Source organism: Serratia sp. CY31944 (assembly GCF_052169175.1).
Lineage (GTDB): Bacteria > Pseudomonadota > Gammaproteobacteria > Enterobacterales > Enterobacteriaceae > Serratia > Serratia sarumanii.
This window is the reverse complement of the sequence record NZ_JBJNLG010000019.1, coordinates 1-18,084: the sequence shown is the minus strand read 5'-3', so window position 1 is coordinate 18,084 and position 18,084 is coordinate 1. Positions and strand designations below refer to the sequence as shown.

Genomic DNA, 18,084 nt, shown 5'->3' with positions numbered 1-18,084 from the left:
GCTTTCAGAATGGGGATGTTAATTTTTTGAGGAAGTTATGCTAAAGAAAATTATGTGCGTTGTGGGCACTCGGCCGGAAGCGATAAAAATGGCGCCGGTGATCAAGGCTCTTCAGATCTCCGGCGAATTCGACGTTAGCGTATTGGCGACGGCCCAACACCGAGACCTGTTGGATCAGGCTTTCCAACTTTTCGAAATTGAAGCCGATTATGATCTTAATGTCATGACGCCTGGGCAAACATTGCCAGAGTTGACCGCGCGCCTGATGACCAGCATCGACCGAACTCTCGAAGAGGCAGCACCGGATTTGGTTATCGCACAAGGCGATACGACGACCGTCTTCGTGACATCCCTGGCCTGTTTCTACAAGAAAGTGCCTTTCGCTCATCTCGAGGCGGGGCTGCGCACACACGACCTCTATTCACCTTTTCCTGAAGAAGCAAACCGTATTCTTGCCGGACATTTAGCACGCTTGCATTTTGCTCCGACCGAAGTATCTAAAAGCAACCTCTTGCACGAAGGCATTCCTGCAGAGCATATTCACGTTACAGGAAACACCGTGATTGATGCCTTGCTGACGACCGCACAAAAGACGTTTGATATCGGCATCGATATCCCCCAAGACGCCCGGATGCTTCTTATCACTTCTCATCGCAGAGAGAACTTCGGCCAACCTATTGTCAATATCTGCAACGCGGCTCTTGAACTTATTGAAAAATATAGTGATATCTATATTCTTTTCCCCGTTCACCCCAACCCAAACGTGCGCGAAGTCACGGACCGTCTGTTAAAAGACCACGAAAGAATTAAGCTGGTCAGCCCATTTGACTATGGCCCTTTCGTTGCCGCCATGAAGAATGCCTACCTGATTCTTTCCGACTCTGGCGGCGTGCAAGAAGAAGCTCCGGCCTTGGGCAAACCCGTCTTGGTCTTACGTCGCGATACTGAGCGCCCAGAAGCCGTCTCGGAAGGAGTGGTGAAATTAATCGGAACGGAACAAGCGGACATCGTAAGAGAAGCGTCTTTGCTGCTTGATAGCCCTCAGGCCTATCAAGAAATGGCAAAAGGAAGCTCTCCTTACGGTGATGGTGAGTCCAGCCAGCGTATCGTCCGTATCGTCCGCAATTTCTTTACTAAACAATGCCAATGAAAATCGTCTATCTTTCAGCGGTTCCCTGGTTGAGCATAAGTCAGCGCCCTCATTTTTTCGCCAAATACGCGCTGACCCATGCCACCCAGGAACTTTTGTGGATTGAGCCTTATCCTAGTCGTTTTCCTACCCTCGCCGATCTGACCCCCGGCCGTCATGCCCCTGAACCTGCAGGATTGGATTTGATAGAGGGCCTGCAACTGGCTCGGTTGGGTTTTGTAGCCCCCGTGGAGCCGCTACCTGCGTTGTTTAAGCTGTTCAACCAAGGGAAAATAAAGAAAATCATTGACGATATAAAGAATTTTATATCTGAAGATACCACCCTGGTTATCGGCAAACCCTGTCTGCTGGCCAACATGCTTATCAAGCAATTTAAATGGCGGCAAGTGTGGTATGACGCCATGGATGATTTCCCTTCGTTTTATTCTGGCCTATCAAAGAAAAATACGGCTAATCTTGAAAAAGAAATCGCCCGACAAGTTGACCGCATATTCTGTTCAAGCCATGCCTTAATTGAGAAATTTTCGTCTATCGCCCCCAGCAAAACTGAGTTGGTGTTGAATGCGTGTTCAGATGACTTGCAGAAAATTCATATCCCGAAAGCATCGCATGAAAAAATCACATTTGGCTATATCGGCACAATCGCAAGCTGGTTTGACTGGAAGTGGGTGTTCGAGTTAGCCACTAAAAATCCGGAAGCAATCATAAACCTGGTAGGGCCAAGAAAAACAGGAATTCCGGAAAGCTTACCTCAAAATATCATCCTGGAGCCGCCCATTCCACACCCCCAGGTAATGAATAAGATATCCACATTTGATTATGTGATTATTCCGTTTTTGCAGAACGACATTACTAAATATGTCGACCCTGTTAAATTCTACGAATACAGGTTGGCAGGGAAAGCCATACTATCGACTCCATTTGGCGAGATGCTATGGCATCACAAAGAAGAAGCCTACAATTCTGACGCAACGCTAAGCATTACTATACCTGACAACACGCTAGTTTTTCCTGCACCTAAAAAACCAAACGACATCCCAAGATGGAGTGGACGATTCTCTCATGTCTTTACCGGCTATTGAAGATGAAAAATTTCTTACAATCTCATTAGTAATTTTCAAACCGAATCTTGTAGATTTAAGAAAAACCCTTGCCGCACTTGTTGAGACAAACGTTTTTAAAGCACACGACTGTTATTTATTGGTTGTTGATAACTCGCCAACTACTGAGCCTGCAGTCACTTCGCTAATTAAAGAGTTCCTTGACGTCATTCCCGGAAATTACATATCGCGACCAGACAACCCTGGCTTTGGAGTGTCACATAATTTAAGCTTAGCTATTAAGTCAAAATACACCCTTATATTAAATCCTGATTTAGAGATGGATAAGAATGCATTAGAGAATGCATTTTCCTTTATGGATAAGCATCCTGAATGTGGTTTAATTACGCCTTATGCAACTTGGGGGAACGGCGAAACACAGTATTTATGTAAACGATATCCTTCTGTGTTTGTATATCTATTACGTTTCTTTGCGTCGGTTAAAGGAAAGCGCTTTTTCAAAAATTATCTCCGTAGCTATGAAATGGCTGATACGCTGACACCGCACGATGTTTATTTCGACCCACCGATTGTGAGCGGTTGCTTTATGTTTTTCCGCTACTCCGTACTGAAAGAAGTATCCGGATTCAATCCCAAATTTTTTCTCTACTTCGAGGATTTCGATCTCAGCATCCGTGCGGGAAAAATTACCAGAATCGCCTATGTCCCTGATGTCAAAGTAGTACATTACGGTGGCCATGCCGCACGCAAAGGCTGGGTACATATTAAGCTATTTTCACGTTCAATGATTACTTTCTTTAATATTCACGGCTGGAAAATTTGGTAACTCCATAGCGAATAAGCTATGCGCCAATTACTGCCGGGTGAGCATGAAAAGAACAAAATACATCATGCTCACCCTCGCAGTGCCGACATTACTCTTGTAAGTAACCTATTTTTCTCAATTGAGAAATCACGTATTCCAGGGCTGACTGCCAGTTAGAAGAAGGAATACCTATCCCATTGATTTTATTGCAACTCAAGGTTGAATATTTAGGACGTTTGGCCAAAGTCACATATTGTTCTGATGTTATTTTACTGACCTTTGGCATGCGAGAAATCGCCCCCACCTCCGCGGCAACTTTAAATATGTGCTCCGCAAACTCACTCCAGCAGACCTCTTCATCCCCGCAGAAGTGATAGATCCCTCCCTGAGCCTCACAAAGCAACATTTTTATCATCGCGTCTGCGATGTCCCCTGCATATGTCGGGCAACCGCGTTGATCGGCTACGATATCAAGAGATTCACGTTGCTTTGCCAACCTCAGCATGGTTTTAACGAAATTTTCGCCATATTCACTGAAAACCCAGGAAGTGCGAAGAATTATCGCATCTTGCATTTCTGAGACGATCGCCAATTCGCCATCACGCTTGGTTTTCCCGTAAATGCACAGTGGGCGAGTTCCAGCCAACTCATTGTATGGAAGCCTGCCCAGGCCATCGAAAACATAATCTGTAGAAATATGAAGCAGTCGGCACTCCATTGCGTTTGCAACCATGGCCAAATTGGCTGGGCCGACAACGTTGGCTAACAACGCAGCCTCGCAATCTTGTTCCGCTTTATCAACGGCGGTATAGGCTGCAGCATTGATGATCGCCGTCGGTTTAAACTCCTGGACGACAGCCTTAACCTGCTCCAGTTTGGAAATGTCCATCGTATTGCGGTCGGCCGCTAAAATAACCCAATCGGCGGGTACCCGATCGATAAAACAGCGCCCGACCTGCCCTTTAGCCCCGGTTAAAAGAACTCTCATTAAATCAGTTCTCTGAGAAATTTGCCGTTCTTGTCCTTTTCCGACAAAACAGGGTGCCGAACAGGCCAGGCCACGCCGACATCGGGATCATTCCACATCAGGCACCTTTCATGTTCTGGCGAATAGTAATCCGTGCACTTATATTCAAAATCCGCGATCTCAGAAAGCACGACAAAACCGTGGGCCAAACCTGGCGGGATCCAAAGCTGAGTTTTGTTCTCTTCCGATAGCACAATGCCTTCCCACTTGCCAAATGTGGGTGAGTCTGGGCGAATATCTACTGCAACATCATAAACTTCGCCCCGCACCACACGAACCAACTTGCCTTGCGGCTTGATATCTTGATAGTGCAATCCGCGCAAAACCCCCCGAGAAGAGCGTGAATAATTGTCTTGGACGAAGTCCAAATCAATATCCAGCATGTCTTGAAAGCGACGCTTCTCGAACGTTTCCATAAAAAAACCGCGAGTATCACTGAATACCGTTGGTTGAATGACTTTGACTCCATCGATTTTAGTATCGATAACCTGCATTCTGCGTACCTCATAAGACGCGAGAATTTGTGCTCAAAAAATTCTCGCAAAATACAGTCAATTACAACATCTTAGCTTTATTGGCGTGATGGCGAAAAACGTAAACAAAGCCTAATCCTCCTTACCGCCACCTGTTAACAACATGAGAACAGAGGCAAACAAGGGAGCCAGGAAGCATCATTTTGAGGTAAACGATTGATAAAATCCGTGACCAACCACAGCGTCTTCCTCTCAACGCCTTGATACTCACTACCATTAGCGCAAAACTTCAGTGTACCTTACTGATGCAAAGTAAGTGAAATGGTGGAGTTTAAAGCTTCACAAGCCTGATAGGCTAACATACTCGCTGCTCTTGTCTCTCTCAACAGATCTTCAACAAGGCATTTCCAGGAGGGAACATCTCATATTCACACACCAGATACCGTGACCAGCAATACCCTGCGGTTTTATGCCATAACGACATATCGTCCCAACAAAGTATCTTCAATGGCACCAGTATAATCTGATAGCGCGGATTTTTCATAAGGAAGTGCTGATTATTATCAGATAAAGCCCATAAAAAATCGAGGGTGATAAACCCTCGCTGATCGGTGCTCTTCTTGTTTATTAGATTCCGATAGCCTTGTGGCTGTCGGAGCACCGCCCAGACTACCAACAATCGATATTTTTAATCAGCGCTGTTTAACGGTATCCTTGCGGATTTTTCTTCTGCCAGTTCCAGGTATCGCGCATCATGTCATCGATACCCCGACTGACTTTCCAGCCCAACTCCTGATAAGCCAGATCGGCGTTCGCCCAGAAAGCAGGCAAATCGCCGTCGCGGCGAGGTAATATTTGGTAAGGGATCGTTACGCCGGACGCTTTTTCAAACGCCTGAACCATCGCCAGCACCGAGTGCCCTACGCCAGCCCCCAGGTTATAAGCCTTGAATCCGTTGATCTTCGGCAAATGATCCATGGCTTTCAGGTGGCCTTCAGCCAAATCCATGACATGGATGTAATCGCGCTCTCCCGTGCCGTCCTTCGTCGGATAATCTCCGCCGAAAATGCCCAGCTTTTCCAACTTGCCGATAGCCACCTGTGAGATGTAAGGCAGCAAGTTGTTGGGGATACCGTTAGGATCTTCGCCAATTAGTCCGGACTCGTGAGCCCCCACCGGATTGAAGTAACGCAAGGCAATAATCGAAAATTGCGGTTCAGCCTTAGCGAAATCTTGCAGGATCTGCTCCACCATCAACTTGGACGTGCCATAAGGGCTGGTTGTCCCGCCGATCGGTGTCGTCTCCACATAGGGCACCGGCGAATTGGCGCCATAGACAGTGGCGGAGGAACTGAAGATGAAATCATGCACGCCGGCACGGCGCATGGCGTCCAGTAACACCAGCGTTCCGGTAACATTATTCTGGTAGTATTCCAGCGGTTTACGCGTAGATTCCCCAACGGCCTTAAGGCCGGCGAAGTGGATCACAGCGGTAATCGTGTGCGCTTCAAAGATGCGATGCAGGCATTCAGCATCCTGAACATCGCCTTGGTAAAACACGGCGGCTTTTCCCGTCAGTTTCTCTACGCGGTGTAAAGATTCCGCTGACGAGTTCGACAGGTTGTCCAACACCACCACGTCGTCGCCACGTTCCAGCAGAGATAAAACGGTGTGAGATCCAATGTAACCGGCACCACCGGTAACTAATATTGTCATTTCAACCTCTTATACCTCGGTTGTACCGAAAGATATCTCTTCGTATTTTAAGAAAGCTACCTGCCAAGTCGCCTAAACAGGCCTGGATCGCAACTCAAAGGTATCACAACAACCTCTAAGCGAGAGCGGTAAAAACCGCCCTCATCACTGACTTATCGCAAAACCTCAAACAAACATTACGACCCTGCGGCCAACAGCGCCAAAATCTCGTCGGTTTTTTCTTGCATCAGTGCAACATCGGCCCGCGACTCGACATTAAGACGTACCACAGGTTCCGTATTGGAGGAACGCAGATTGAAACGCCAGCCTGCGAACGCCATGCTGATGCCATCTGTGTAGTCTACCTCATCGGCATGCGGTAAATAGTGTTGTTTAACGCTTTCAATGGATACGTCTGGCTGAGCCAGTTTGATATTGATCTCACCGGAAGACGGGTAGGCGGCAATGCGATCCTGTACCAGTTGCCCCAGAGTTTGTCCCTTCACACTGACCAGTTCAGCGACCAGAAGCCACGGGATCATGCCGCTGTCGCAATAAGCAAAATCACGGAAATAGTGGTGAGCGCTCATCTCTCCGCCATAAATGGCATCTTCCGCACGCATGCGTTCCTTAATGAAAGCATGGCCGGTTTTCGACATCACGGGTACGCCCCCGGCATCGGTGACTACATCGACGGTGTTCCAACTCAGACGTGGATCGTGGATGATCTTCGCGCCCGGCTGTTTCTGCAAGAAGGCCTCCGCCAGCAAGCCGACGATATAATAACCCTCAATAAAATCGCCTTTTTCATCGAACAGGAAGCAGCGGTCGAAATCGCCGTCGAACGCGATGCCCATATCAGCGCTATGCTCACGCACCGCATCGGCGGTATCCGCGCGACACTCAGGCAGCAATGGGTTGGGAATACCGTTAGGGAAAGTGCCGTCCGGCTGGTGATGCACCTTGATAAACTCCAGCGGCACGCCCCGCGCCTTCAGTTGCGCTTCAATAGCATCGATCACATGCCCCGCCGCACCGTTGCCCGAGTTGATCACCAGCTTCAATGGTTTGAAATTTTTCACGTCGACGTAGGACAGAATGTGTTCTACATAAGCCCCTAATACGTCCTGGCGAACATAGCTACCGCGCATTGCAGGCGGGGCCTGAAATTGGTTTTTCTCCGCCAGTTCTTGGATCGCCCGTAACCCGGTATCGCCGCTAATCGGCCGAGAGCCATCACGCACCAACTTCATGCCGTTGTAATCGATCGGGTTGTGGCTGGCGGTGACTTCCACGCCACCATCCGTTTTTAAATAGGTTGTGGCGAAATAGATTTCTTCGGTACCGGTTAAGCCGATGTCTATCACATCAGTGCCCGCATCCTGCAAACCCTTCGCCAGCGCCAGTTTCAGGCTTTCACTGGTTAACCGAACATCGCTGCCCAACACGATATTTTGGGGCTTCAAAAACTCGCCGTAGGCGCGTCCAATACGATACGCGATGTCCTCATTCAGCTCTTCGCCCAGCTTTCCCCGAATGTCATAAGCTTTAAAACACGTCAATTTTTGCATTACCAAACCCTATTAAACTCTGCCATAGCGATCTTGCAAACGCTCAATATCATCTTCTTCCAGATAGTGCCCCGACCTGACCTCGATCATTTCCAAATCGATTTTTCCCGGGTTTTCTAACGTATGGACACTGCCCGGAGGAATGAAGGTAGACTGATTTTCCGACAAGAAGAACTCTTGATCATCAACGTTAACTCTTGCTGTCCCACTCACGACGACCCAATGTTCGGCGCGGTGGAGATGGCGTTGTACCGACAGCCCCTCCCCTGGCCGCACAATGATTTTCTTCACCTGGAAGTGCGTGCCGCTGTCGATATCGCAAATCTTGCCCCAGGGACGATAGGCGGTGGAATGCTGGCGAAAATGATGAAGATTGCGTTTTTTAAGCTCATCAACCACTTTCTTCACATCCTGCACCTTGTCCTTGTGAGCGATCAGCAAGGCATCACTGGTGTTGACCACAACCAGGTTTTCCAACCCGATGGTCGCCACCAACGCGGACTCAGAGGAAATGTAGTTATCATTGGAATCGATTGAGATAATTTCACCCACGTTGACATTACCCAAATGATCCTTCTTTGACACTCCCCACAATGAGGACCAGGAACCGACGTCACTCCAGCCCGCATCAATAGGAATCACCACCGCGTCATGTGTCTTTTCCATCACCGCATAGTCGATGGAGTCACTAGGGCAGTGCTTGAAGATGTCTTGCTCAACCCGGATAAAATTCATGTCGCGTTGACTGTTGCTCACAGACTGCTGGGTTGTGCTGAAAATTTCAGGACTGAACTGCCGCAGTTCCTGCAGGAATTTGGCCGTCTTGAACATAAACATACCGCTATTCCAGCTGTAATCACCGCTGGCGAGGTATTCGACCGCTTTCTCCAAACGCGGCTTCTCAACGAACGAATCAACTTTGAAACATGCATTGGAAAGGTGCTCGCCACGCTTAATATAGCCATAGCCCGTTTCAGGGTGCTCAGGGATAATGCCAAACGTGACCAATTGGTTGTTTTCTGCAAACGAAATAGCCGTCTGAATAGCCGCGTGAAAATTATCCACTTTGGTGATCAGATGGTCCGCTGCCAGCACCAAAAGCATACTCTCTTCGTCTTCCTCTGCAGCAAGATGAGCGGCTAACGCCACTGCTGGGGCAGTATTACGCCCTACGGGCTCTAAAATAATATTGGTCGCTAATTGTCCAATTTCACGTAATTGTTCGGCAACTAAAAAACGGTGTTCCTCGTTGCAGATGACCAGAGGAGCAGCAACTTCGATACCGGTCAGACCCGACAAACGCTGTAACGTTTGTTGCAGCAGGCTCACCCCGCTGTCATCAATAGATAAAAACTGTTTAGGAAACGATTCTCGCGACATCGGCCACAGACGACTCCCAGTACCACCGGCCATAACCACAGGAATTAGTTTGGACATTATCTACCCTTTACTCAGCCATCGTTCTTACAAGGACGCCGCCGCACGTCAGCAGCATCACTCTAAAATTCGTACGGATATTAACCAATCGTTACACTTTGCGAAAAGCATGCATCCTTCTAACCTACCGTTCCTTAACAGAAAATTATGTATAAAAATAAACCAGGTAAGTATAAATACAGAAGGAACTACCAGCCAATAACATAACGTATTAACGCAAAAAAGAGCAGCATAGTGCTGCTCTTTCAGATTAATGCTCATAGTGAATATGTTGCTAGCGACTGCGGGCAAAATACTGCGCTACCCGCATAACATCTTTTTCATCCAACGTACCGGAGTCGCTCAGCAAGGTAATCCACGACTTGATGTAGGCGTACTTGGCGGAGGCCAGATCGCGCTGGGCGCTATAGAGCTGCTGTTCGGCGTTGAGCACGTCAACGTTGACACGTTGCCCGGCCAGCACGCTTTGCCGGGTCGCCGTCACCTGTGTGGTGGCCGATTGTACCGCCAGCTCATAGGCCGCCACCTTGGCGCGGCTGCTGATGCACAGATTGTACTGCTTGCGCAGATCGTTGAGCGTGGTGCCCGTCTGCGCATCCATCTCATACATCGCCTGGCCATAGCGCGCCGCCGCCTGCCGGGTCGACGCCGAAACGCCGCCGCCGGAATAAATAGGCATGCTGACCTGCACGCCGATGCTGTCGGTGCGGTATTTCTGGTTAACCGTGTTATCGCTGCTGGAGTCGTTTTCCGAATGCGAAGCATACAGCTGAACCTGCGGCATAAAGCCCGCCCGATTCCTTTCAACGTCATACTTGGCGGCATCCACGCCATGACGCGAGGCGGCCAGCACCGGGTTATTCTCCAGCGCGATCTTTTGCCACTCTTCGAACTTGGACGGGATCAGCGGCGCCACCTTGAACTTGCCCGGCCGCAACACCTGCAACTCATCCAGCTGGTTCAGCGGCATGCCGATAATTACTTCCAATTCGCGCTGCGCGGCATCCAGCGCATCGCGCGCTTCGATGACCTGCGCTTCGGCCAGGCTGTAGCGCGCCTGGGTTTCCGATACGTCGGTAATGGTGCCTTCACCGGCGCTCATCAGGCGATCGTTCAAGGTCAGCTGTTCCTTGTAAGCCGCCTTTTGCGCCTCGGCCAACGCGATTTGATCCTTGGAATAGGCCACTTCGACATAGGCGTTAATCACCCTAACCGCAAGATCCAGCAACTTACCGCGATAGCGCTCGTCCGACATCATCGTCTGCGCTACGCCGGCTTTGTAGCGCGCGTACGCTTCATAATCGAACAGCGGCTGCGTCAGCGTGATCGAACTGGAATAACTGCGATATTGCTGCCGCCGGGTGACCTCCGAAACATTGCCGAAAAAGTCGCTCTGCGGATATTTTTGCGTCTGCCAGTTGCGCGGCGAATTCTGATAGTTCAGCGACACTTTCGGCAGCAGCCCCGCCCTGCCGATGTTTTCGTTCTCATCTCCCGCTTCTTTCTCTTTTATAGCCGCCCGGAAAGTCGGGTCCTTTTCTAATGCCAGCGAATATGCGTCTAAAATCCCTATCGAATAAACCGGCGCAGATATCGCAAACAAAAGGGTGCCGATAACCAGACCGGCAGCCTGTCGTTTTGATTGAATCAAAATTATTCCTCGGTTAATGAAGTATGAGCGCGATCCAAAATAGGTTTAAACAGATAGCTCAGCAGCGAGCGCGACCCCGTTTTCACGAACACCTCCACCGGCATCCCCGGCTTGATGTCCTCGCCACTGAGCATCTTCATGCCCTCCGGCGAGACCGTGACCTGCATCTGGTAGTAAGGCTCGCCGTTGGCTTTGTCGACCAGGCGATCGGCGGAAACCAACGTGACCGTTCCCGGAATTTTCGGGGTTTTGTTTTGGTTGAAGGCGGTAAACATCAGATCCACCGGCAACCCGTTGTACACCTTATCGATCAGGTCGACTTTGAGGCGAGAATCCACCACCAATGTCGCCTGGCTGGGTACAACGTCCATCAGGTGGTCACCCGCTCCCACGACGCCCCCCTGAGTGAAGATATTCAATCCGACCACGGTGCCGTCCACCGGTGAGGTGATGGCAGTGTTGCCCAGATCGAAATCGGCCATTTGCAGCTTATTGCGAAACTCGCTGGCGTCCATTTGGGTTTGCGCCAGTTGCGTTCTGACCTCGCGCTGATAGTCGGCGAAACGCTGGTCGATACGCTGCTGAGATTCCTGCAGCTGCTTTTGCAGCTGGCCAATCCGCCCGACGGTTTCATCGATGCTGCTGTTCACCTCGGCAAACTGACGCTGCACTTCCAGGTAGCGGTTGCGCGGCAGGTAGCCGTCCGCCGCCAGTTGCTTCATGCTGTTCATCTGCTCACGCAGGCTGGAAAGTTGAATCTGCTTGTTGGCGCGCGAATCCTGCAGGCCTTTCAATTGGAAACGAATCCCGTCCATCGACTGCTTATAACCGTCAATTTCACTTTGCAGCCCCTGGCGGCGGGAGGCGAACAGCTGCGTTTGCAACGCGATGATTTCAGCCACGCGCGGCTGAGTTTTGATCTGGGCAAAAATAGGGGAAAAAGTGACGTTGCTCAGACCGTCGCGCTCGGCGAGTAAACGCCCTTCGGTGGCCAGCGTGGTGTAGTACTGGTCGCGCAGGGAATCGACCTGCGCCTGTGCCTGCACCTGGCTCAACTGCACCAGGACTTCACCGGCTTTCACCTTGTCGCCGTCTTTCACCGCGATATTCTTGATGATGCCGCTGGCCGGGGCCTGCACCGTTTTGCGGTTGCCGGAAACGGTTACCGATCCCGGCGATGCCACCCCTTTATCCAGAGGCGCGAACGCTGCCCAGGCCAAAAATCCGAACAGACCAATTCCCACCACCAGCCAGCCCATCCGGGTAAACCGCCGTTCATCCTGCGGGATCTCTTCAATATACGAGTCTTGCGGCTCGCCAATGTGCGTCGACATACCAACTCCTTTAAACTGCGGACGGCAATAAAGCCGTCAGGCAATTCACGGCTTAATTAATTTGCGTTTTCGGGATATTGCCTTCATCCGGCTCGGAATTTACCGCCCTCACCGCTTGCTGAGGCGGTTGCGTCTGCGCTTTTTGCGCATTGGCTAACGCCTGAAGCACTTGTTGAGTCGGGCCGAATGCGTTGACGTTGCCATTTACCAGGAGCAACAGCTTGCTGGTCATCGACAGCAAATTGGTGCGATGGGTAATCAGAACCACCGTTTTATTACGTTGCTTGAGGAACATAATGGCCTGGTTCAACGCTTTCTCGCCCGCATCGTCCAGGTTGGAGTTAGGCTCATCCAATACCACCAGCGAAGGGTCGCCATACAATGCGCGCGCCAGGCCGATACGCTGTTTCTGTCCACCGGACAGCCCAGCGCCACCGCTGCCAAGCACCGAATCGTAGCCGTTAGGGAAACGCAGGATCAGTTCGTGCACGCCGGCCAGCTTGGCGGCTTCAATGACTTTCTCTGAGTCGATATCGTTAAAGCGGGCGATATTCTCGGCGATAGTCCCGGCAAACAGCTCAATGTCCTGTGGCAGATAGCCGATATACGGCCCCAACTCATCCTTGTTCCACTGATAGATGTCGGCATTATCCAACCGAACAATCCCTTCGCTGACCGGCCAAATGCCGACCAGCAAACGCGCCAGCGTCGATTTCCCCGATGCGCTCGGGCCAATGATCCCCAGCACGTCACCGGGCTGGATGGCAAAACTCACGTTATGCAATACCGCATCGCCTTGGGATCCCGGCGGCGTGGCGGTGACGCCTTCTACGGCCAGCACCCCTTCCGGGCGCGGCAAGGACATGCCGGTACCCCGTTGCGGATGCGTTTCCAGCAGCTTGACCAACCGGCCATAAGAAAGCTTCGCCGCGCTGTAGCTCTTCCAGACGTTAATAACCTGCTCAATCGGCGCCAGGGTTCGCCCCATCAGAATGGAACCGGCGATCATCATACCGGGCGTGATGTGCCCATCGATCGCCAGCCAGCCCCCCAGCCCCAGCACCAATGATTGCAGCGACATGCGCACAAACTTGGTGATCGACGTGACCCGCGATGCGCGTTCGCTGGCGATGCGCTGACTGTTCAAGAACCGCTGGTGCAGACCGAACCACCGGCGTTTCAGGTTGGGCAACATCCCCAAAGCTTCGATCACTTCGGCATTGCGCAGATTGGTGCTGGCCAGCGTCCCGGACATAATCGACAGCTTGCTGGCTTCCGCCAGCGGCTTTTTCGACACCATTTCGTTGATCACCGCCAATGCGATCAGCAACAGCGCACCGACCAGAGCGAAAAGCCCCAACCAAGGGTTAAAGAGGAATATCACCAACAGATAGATTGGAAACCACGGCGCATCAAAGAAGGCGAACAGCGCGCTGCCGGTGAGGAATTGGCGCAGATTGGTCAAATCGCTCAGCATCTGGCCGGCATCAGACGAGCCGTTTTTCAGATTCGCCTCGTAGGCCGCGGTATAGACCCGCGTGTTGAGCCGCATATCCAGCTGGCTGCCGATGCGGATCACCACCATGCTGCGCACGTATTCCAACAGCGACATCATGCCGAACATGCCCAGCATGATCAGCGTCAGCATCAACAGCGTGATTTCATTGCGAGAAGGAAGCACCCGGTCATAAACCTGGAGCATATAGATAGAAGGAACTAGCATTAATAAATTAATAAATGCGGTAAATATGCCAACGGTCCAGAAAACCTTGCTGCGAGTCCGTATAACATCCGCAATTTCATTGCGCGGTATAAATTGATTCACTTTCTGCCCTTACATCATGTGCACTGTCAGTCAAAATCCGCATTGGACTCTTATAAGGAAAATCCTAAAAAGGGAAAAATAAAATAAATCCTAAAGAACCCCACCCCAGACATGCTCGAGACTGCAGATACTTTTTCTAACTATAGGTAGAGAAAGCAGATACCAGCAAGGCCGTAAGCAAAAAAAATCGCATCACAAACCACAGAAAAAAACAAATGAAAACAGTGGGGTAAATAACAGGCGGGGCAAAGCGGGTTTAGTACGAAAGGGAATAAATTAGAGATAATGACGTAGTTCACAAATTTCAAAGAACACGGGGTGTTTATACACCCCGTATTATTTATTGACTAACAGTTTCAATGGGAATTATAACCCACTGGAACTCATACTTACGCGTAGTGCAGCGTATCCACCAATTGCTGGTGGTTTTGCCCAGTCAGGTATACCACGGTATCGTTGAGGTCCAGCGAGTGGTTATCGTTGTTGTCGATAATCACGTAAGAGCTGGCAGTGTTACCGCCACCGCTGAATACAACGGATGCCACACCCACTTTCGACGTCAGCGAGTTGCTGCTATCCAGGCCAAGAATACCGCCCAGCAGGCCGATAACGCCATTGGTCAAACCGCCCACCAGTGTCCCCAACAATGCATCCAACGTGTCGGCAGAACGCGTACCGTAGTTCGCTACCGCGGTGCCGCTGGCGTCATCGGAGATAGTCAGGCCGCCATGGTTCACGTCGACAATCGAGTCCTTGAGGCTATTAAAGTCCTTGATGGTCACACCCGCCTGCGTGTTACTGGCCTTGATGTCGTAGGTGTTGGCACCTGCGCCGCCGGTCAGCGTGGTGTTGCCAATCACGCCCAGAGTATCGGCAGCACTGGTACCTTCTACGGTCATTTGGTAACCGTTCAGGCCCAACGCCGTCAACACCGGTGCCAACAGGTTGGTGGTGACAACGCTCAGCGGCAGAATGTTCAGCAACTGAATGATGATACCGTCACCGGTACCGCCATGGCTGGAGTCGAGATTCAGCCCCGCGGTATTGGTGGACGCATTGATATCACGCACGTTGCTGAAACCGCTGCCCACCGTCAGATCCAGCGCGTGATCACCGGTCACGTTGATGGTCTGAACCTGCGCATTGGTGCCGGCCAATGACAGAATATTGTCAAAGCTGCCGGTACCGCCCGAGGCCACGTTAACCGTGGTCAGAGCGGTGCCCAACAAGGCGCTGCTGCTGCTGTTGAGAGTGATGGCGCCGGCATTCACGTTGGCAGAACTCACCGCATCGAAGTTGATATTGAAGTGATCGGTGGCGTTCTGGACAAAGGTGAAGTTCAGCGTACTGGCAGCGGTCGCGTCCCCTTTCACTGCCAACTGCGCGGCGTTGCCGCCGGCGGCGTTGATGACGTTGACGTTAGCCAGACCGGAGACCACAAACCCCTGTGTGCCCAGATTGGTGGCCGCTGCGTTCTGCGTAACCGTGCCGCCGGTGGTGCCTTCGACCGTGGACGTGCCGTTGGTCAGGCCAAAGTCAAAGGTGTTGTTTGGCGTGGTCACGCTGGTGGTAGTCGGTGAACCGATCAGCGGCGTCGTAATCAGCGTACCGACGGACTTGCCGATATAGCCGGTCAGGTCGATCTGCTCGAAGTTCGAGAAGTTGTTGGCGTTGCTGGTCACGGTGCTGGTACGAACGCCCAAGGCGTTTTGGTTGGTCACCACGGTTTTGGTGATGAAGTTGGCGGAGATGGAGTCCGTACCCGCGCCGCCATTAGCGGAGATGCCGGCGCCGACGGTGTTGGCTGCGCCGGTTGCCGCATTCCCCGCCCATTTCAGCGAGTCGTTGCCGTTGCCAAGGTTAAAGTCGCCGGTGCCCGTGGCGATATTGGCCGTCGACGTTACGATGACATCATCATTCCCGGAACTGGCGTTCAGAATCACGTTGCCATTGTTAACAGTAATATCGACACCAGGGTTAACCCCGTTGTCAGACAGGTTGACCGTTGCTGCACTGGTGCCGTTGATGGTCAGATTCGCCAGGTGGTCGGCGAACTTCAGGTTCACGATGCTGGCGGCATTGGCGTTCAGTTGCACATCCGTCAACACTGCCGTTTCGGCATTGCTAATTTGGTGAGATGCGCCTGTGTTGACGGTGCCCGTCGCGTTGCCGCCGGCGGCCGTTGCCGTCAGAGACGCTGCGGTTTTGTACAGCAGGCTAGTACCGATGTCGAACTCGAAACCATGCTGCTGGGTTACAGTCGTGACGTCAGTGGCCGTTGAGTTGCGGAGGTCGTTTATAATAGCCTGAGTAATAAGTGCCTTATCAGATCCTAACGAGCTATACACCAAAAGCTGCGCGGCTGTAGCAGCTACACCATGTACCCCAGTGTAAACATGTTGTATAAAGTCATCACCCGTTAGTTGGGCACCTTTCTTCTGAAACTCGCTCGATTTCAATATGGTCCCAATAAATCCTTTATAAGTCATCGCTCCTTTCGATAAATACTTACTCCAATCATCTAATCCACGAGCATCAATATCACGCTGCGGAACTGCAAGATAAACTGCAGAAACTTGCTCTTGATAACTTAATGAAGGCAGTTGCCCCGGCTGATAGCTGATAGTCGCGCTATTGAAATGTTGCTGCGCGGTAGTATCGCCTGAAGCAACAGTACCACGAAGAGAATCAATCACTTGAATCAGAACTTCTGCACGAGAAGTCCCTCCAGTCAGTTCAGTGACATAGTTAGATAATTCGGTTGCAGAGGGAGACCTTTCGTAACCCCATTTAAATAAACGAATCACATAATCGGTATTGCTAAGAGAAGTCAGATTTGCAGAGAAAATTATTTCTTGCGCTACCTGGACGAAGGTTTTCGTACCGGCATTAATAGCCGCTCCATAGTTGTTTATGCCAAGTGCAGATTGAGCCGCCCCAGTAACATAATAGATAGCCTGCACGTCTGAGGCGCCTTGCCCAAGGGCAGCGGCGCTTACCGACGGGAACAGAACAGCATTTACTTGCTGATCAAGACTAGTCTGCGCAGCGGATAGAGTAGAGTCAAATCCCGAATAATCAAGAACCTGATTTACAACTTTAGCCATTGCCTCGGCAAGAGTACTACCCGTCAGGTAATCTTGCAAAGTTGAGGTGGGTGCAGCAGAGCCAAAAATTTTTGTATAAACAATTTGTAAAGCATTTAAATCTGATAAACCGTTAAAGAGGGCTACACCATCCGCAGAAGTCAATAAAGTAGTAACATATGCTGAGGCAGATAGTTCACCTCGCTGCAATTGCGCACCTATTGAGTCGAACGTAGCGTGTGACGCGCTTTTCCCTAAAACAGCGTATAAAATAGCTGCTGCTTCTTTCTGATACGCCAATGAAGCCATGATTCCCCCCTTAGAGGACTAACTTGAGAAGCCATAAAAAATCGGAAGCATAAAAGAGATATAACTCATTAATAATGCAGCTAAACATGCATTCCGACTGGTTATACCCAAACAAAGACAGCAAAGCTGTCTGAATTAAAAGAAAGGATAAGATTCAGGTTATGTCAAGGCAGACGGCGAAAGGTTTTAGCAAACAAAAACCATATAGTTAACATTGATAATATTTTTCGCACAAAATTCCTAAACAAGAAAAATCTATAAAAAATACTGAGATCACATAAAAAACAACAAAATAGTTATAAATAAAATAAATTACAGCGATTTTAATAAGCAATTAAAGCTATAGCAACACTACAAATACACCAAAAAAACTGAGCATCAACATCCTGAAGTCAGCACAATGCATTACCTCTAAAGACTTTCACACAAGTTATATTCTGGATATAGAATAGAGATAAGTCATAACTTCAACTGAAAATAGGTAGCAGGGAAATAATTAGCTATAATCAAAAAATAAAATATTATAATCGCGAGGTGTAAACACAGAACTCAATGAAAAATAAATTTGACTTCCGCCATGTCATTACAAGGGGTCAACTGTGCCGAGAATATATTTTCTCGATGACATAATCACTCACGTAACTATTTAACAATAAAAAA

Annotated in this window: 12 protein-coding genes; 3 read left to right on the top strand and 9 right to left on the bottom strand. The window is 50.2% G+C overall.

All coding sequences use genetic code 11. The features are described 5' to 3' along the window. Positions 1 to 37 precede the first annotated feature (37 nt). Genes wecB through ACJ8IN_RS18600 form a run of 3 tightly spaced genes read left to right on the top strand, consistent with a single transcriptional unit; the run spans position 38 to position 3,037 of the window. Positions 38 to 1,150 (top strand): non-hydrolyzing UDP-N-acetylglucosamine 2-epimerase, encoded by a 1,113-nt coding sequence (gene wecB, locus ACJ8IN_RS18610; RefSeq protein WP_161764245.1) that lies wholly within the window; start codon positions 38 to 40, stop codon positions 1,148 to 1,150. Then, on the top strand, positions 1,147 to 2,232 hold the full coding sequence (locus tag ACJ8IN_RS18605) for a glycosyltransferase (protein WP_060421569.1): 1,086 nt from the start codon (positions 1,147 to 1,149) through the stop codon (positions 2,230 to 2,232). Before wecB ends, ACJ8IN_RS18605 begins: the two co-directional genes overlap by 4 nt. Further along, entirely contained in the window at positions 2,213 to 3,037 is an 825-nt protein-coding gene (locus ACJ8IN_RS18600; protein WP_072269470.1) for a glycosyltransferase, read from the top strand. The genes ACJ8IN_RS18605 and ACJ8IN_RS18600 overlap by 20 nt, the downstream gene beginning before the upstream one ends. A gap of 88 nt (positions 3,038 to 3,125) precedes the next feature. Here the strand turns inward: ACJ8IN_RS18600 and rfbD are convergent, their stop codons facing one another. From rfbD to ACJ8IN_RS18555, 9 genes are all read right to left on the bottom strand, one after another. Further along, the gene (gene rfbD / locus ACJ8IN_RS18595; protein ID WP_060421562.1) at positions 3,126 to 4,004 is read right to left on the bottom strand and encodes a dTDP-4-dehydrorhamnose reductase; all 879 of its coding nucleotides are present in this window, start codon (positions 4,002 to 4,004) and stop codon (positions 3,126 to 3,128) included. Next, a complete protein-coding gene (rfbC, locus tag ACJ8IN_RS18590) occupies positions 4,004 to 4,537 on the bottom strand; it encodes a dTDP-4-dehydrorhamnose 3,5-epimerase (protein WP_033642476.1) in 534 nt (177 codons plus the stop codon). The genes rfbD and rfbC overlap by 1 nt, the downstream gene beginning before the upstream one ends. Positions 4,538 to 5,218: 681 nt before the next feature. After that, positions 5,219 to 6,232 carry a UDP-glucose 4-epimerase GalE gene (gene galE / locus ACJ8IN_RS18585; protein ID WP_033654601.1) on the bottom strand — a complete coding sequence of 338 codons (1,014 nt, stop codon included), beginning with the start codon at positions 6,230 to 6,232 and terminating at the stop codon, positions 5,219 to 5,221. A 176-nt stretch (positions 6,233 to 6,408) separates the two neighbouring features. Then, positions 6,409 to 7,782 (bottom strand): phosphomannomutase CpsG, encoded by a 1,374-nt coding sequence (gene cpsG, locus ACJ8IN_RS18580; protein WP_060421559.1) that lies wholly within the window; start codon positions 7,780 to 7,782, stop codon positions 6,409 to 6,411. Positions 7,783 to 7,794: 12 nt separating this feature from the next. Beyond that, positions 7,795 to 9,219, bottom strand: a complete 1,425-nt coding sequence (locus ACJ8IN_RS18575; RefSeq protein ID WP_060421556.1) for a mannose-1-phosphate guanylyltransferase/mannose-6-phosphate isomerase — start codon at positions 9,217 to 9,219, stop codon at positions 7,795 to 7,797. A 274-nt stretch (positions 9,220 to 9,493) separates the two neighbouring features. Then, on the bottom strand, positions 9,494 to 10,870 hold the full coding sequence (locus ACJ8IN_RS18570) for a TolC family outer membrane protein (protein WP_016928415.1): 1,377 nt from the start codon (positions 10,868 to 10,870) through the stop codon (positions 9,494 to 9,496). A gap of 2 nt (positions 10,871 to 10,872) precedes the next feature. After that, positions 10,873 to 12,204: an HlyD family type I secretion periplasmic adaptor subunit gene (locus ACJ8IN_RS18565; RefSeq protein ID WP_033637755.1), complete on the bottom strand. Its 1,332-nt coding sequence runs from the start codon at positions 12,202 to 12,204 to the stop codon at positions 10,873 to 10,875. Between the two features lie 52 nt (positions 12,205 to 12,256). Then, positions 12,257 to 14,029 carry a type I secretion system permease/ATPase gene (locus ACJ8IN_RS18560; RefSeq protein WP_197802588.1) on the bottom strand — a complete coding sequence of 591 codons (1,773 nt, stop codon included), beginning with the start codon at positions 14,027 to 14,029 and terminating at the stop codon, positions 12,257 to 12,259. Positions 14,030 to 14,418: 389 nt separating this feature from the next. Then, positions 14,419 to 17,424 (bottom strand): beta strand repeat-containing protein, encoded by a 3,006-nt coding sequence (locus ACJ8IN_RS18555; RefSeq protein WP_161764243.1) that lies wholly within the window; start codon positions 17,422 to 17,424, stop codon positions 14,419 to 14,421. Between the last annotated feature and the right edge of the window lie 660 nt (positions 17,425 to 18,084).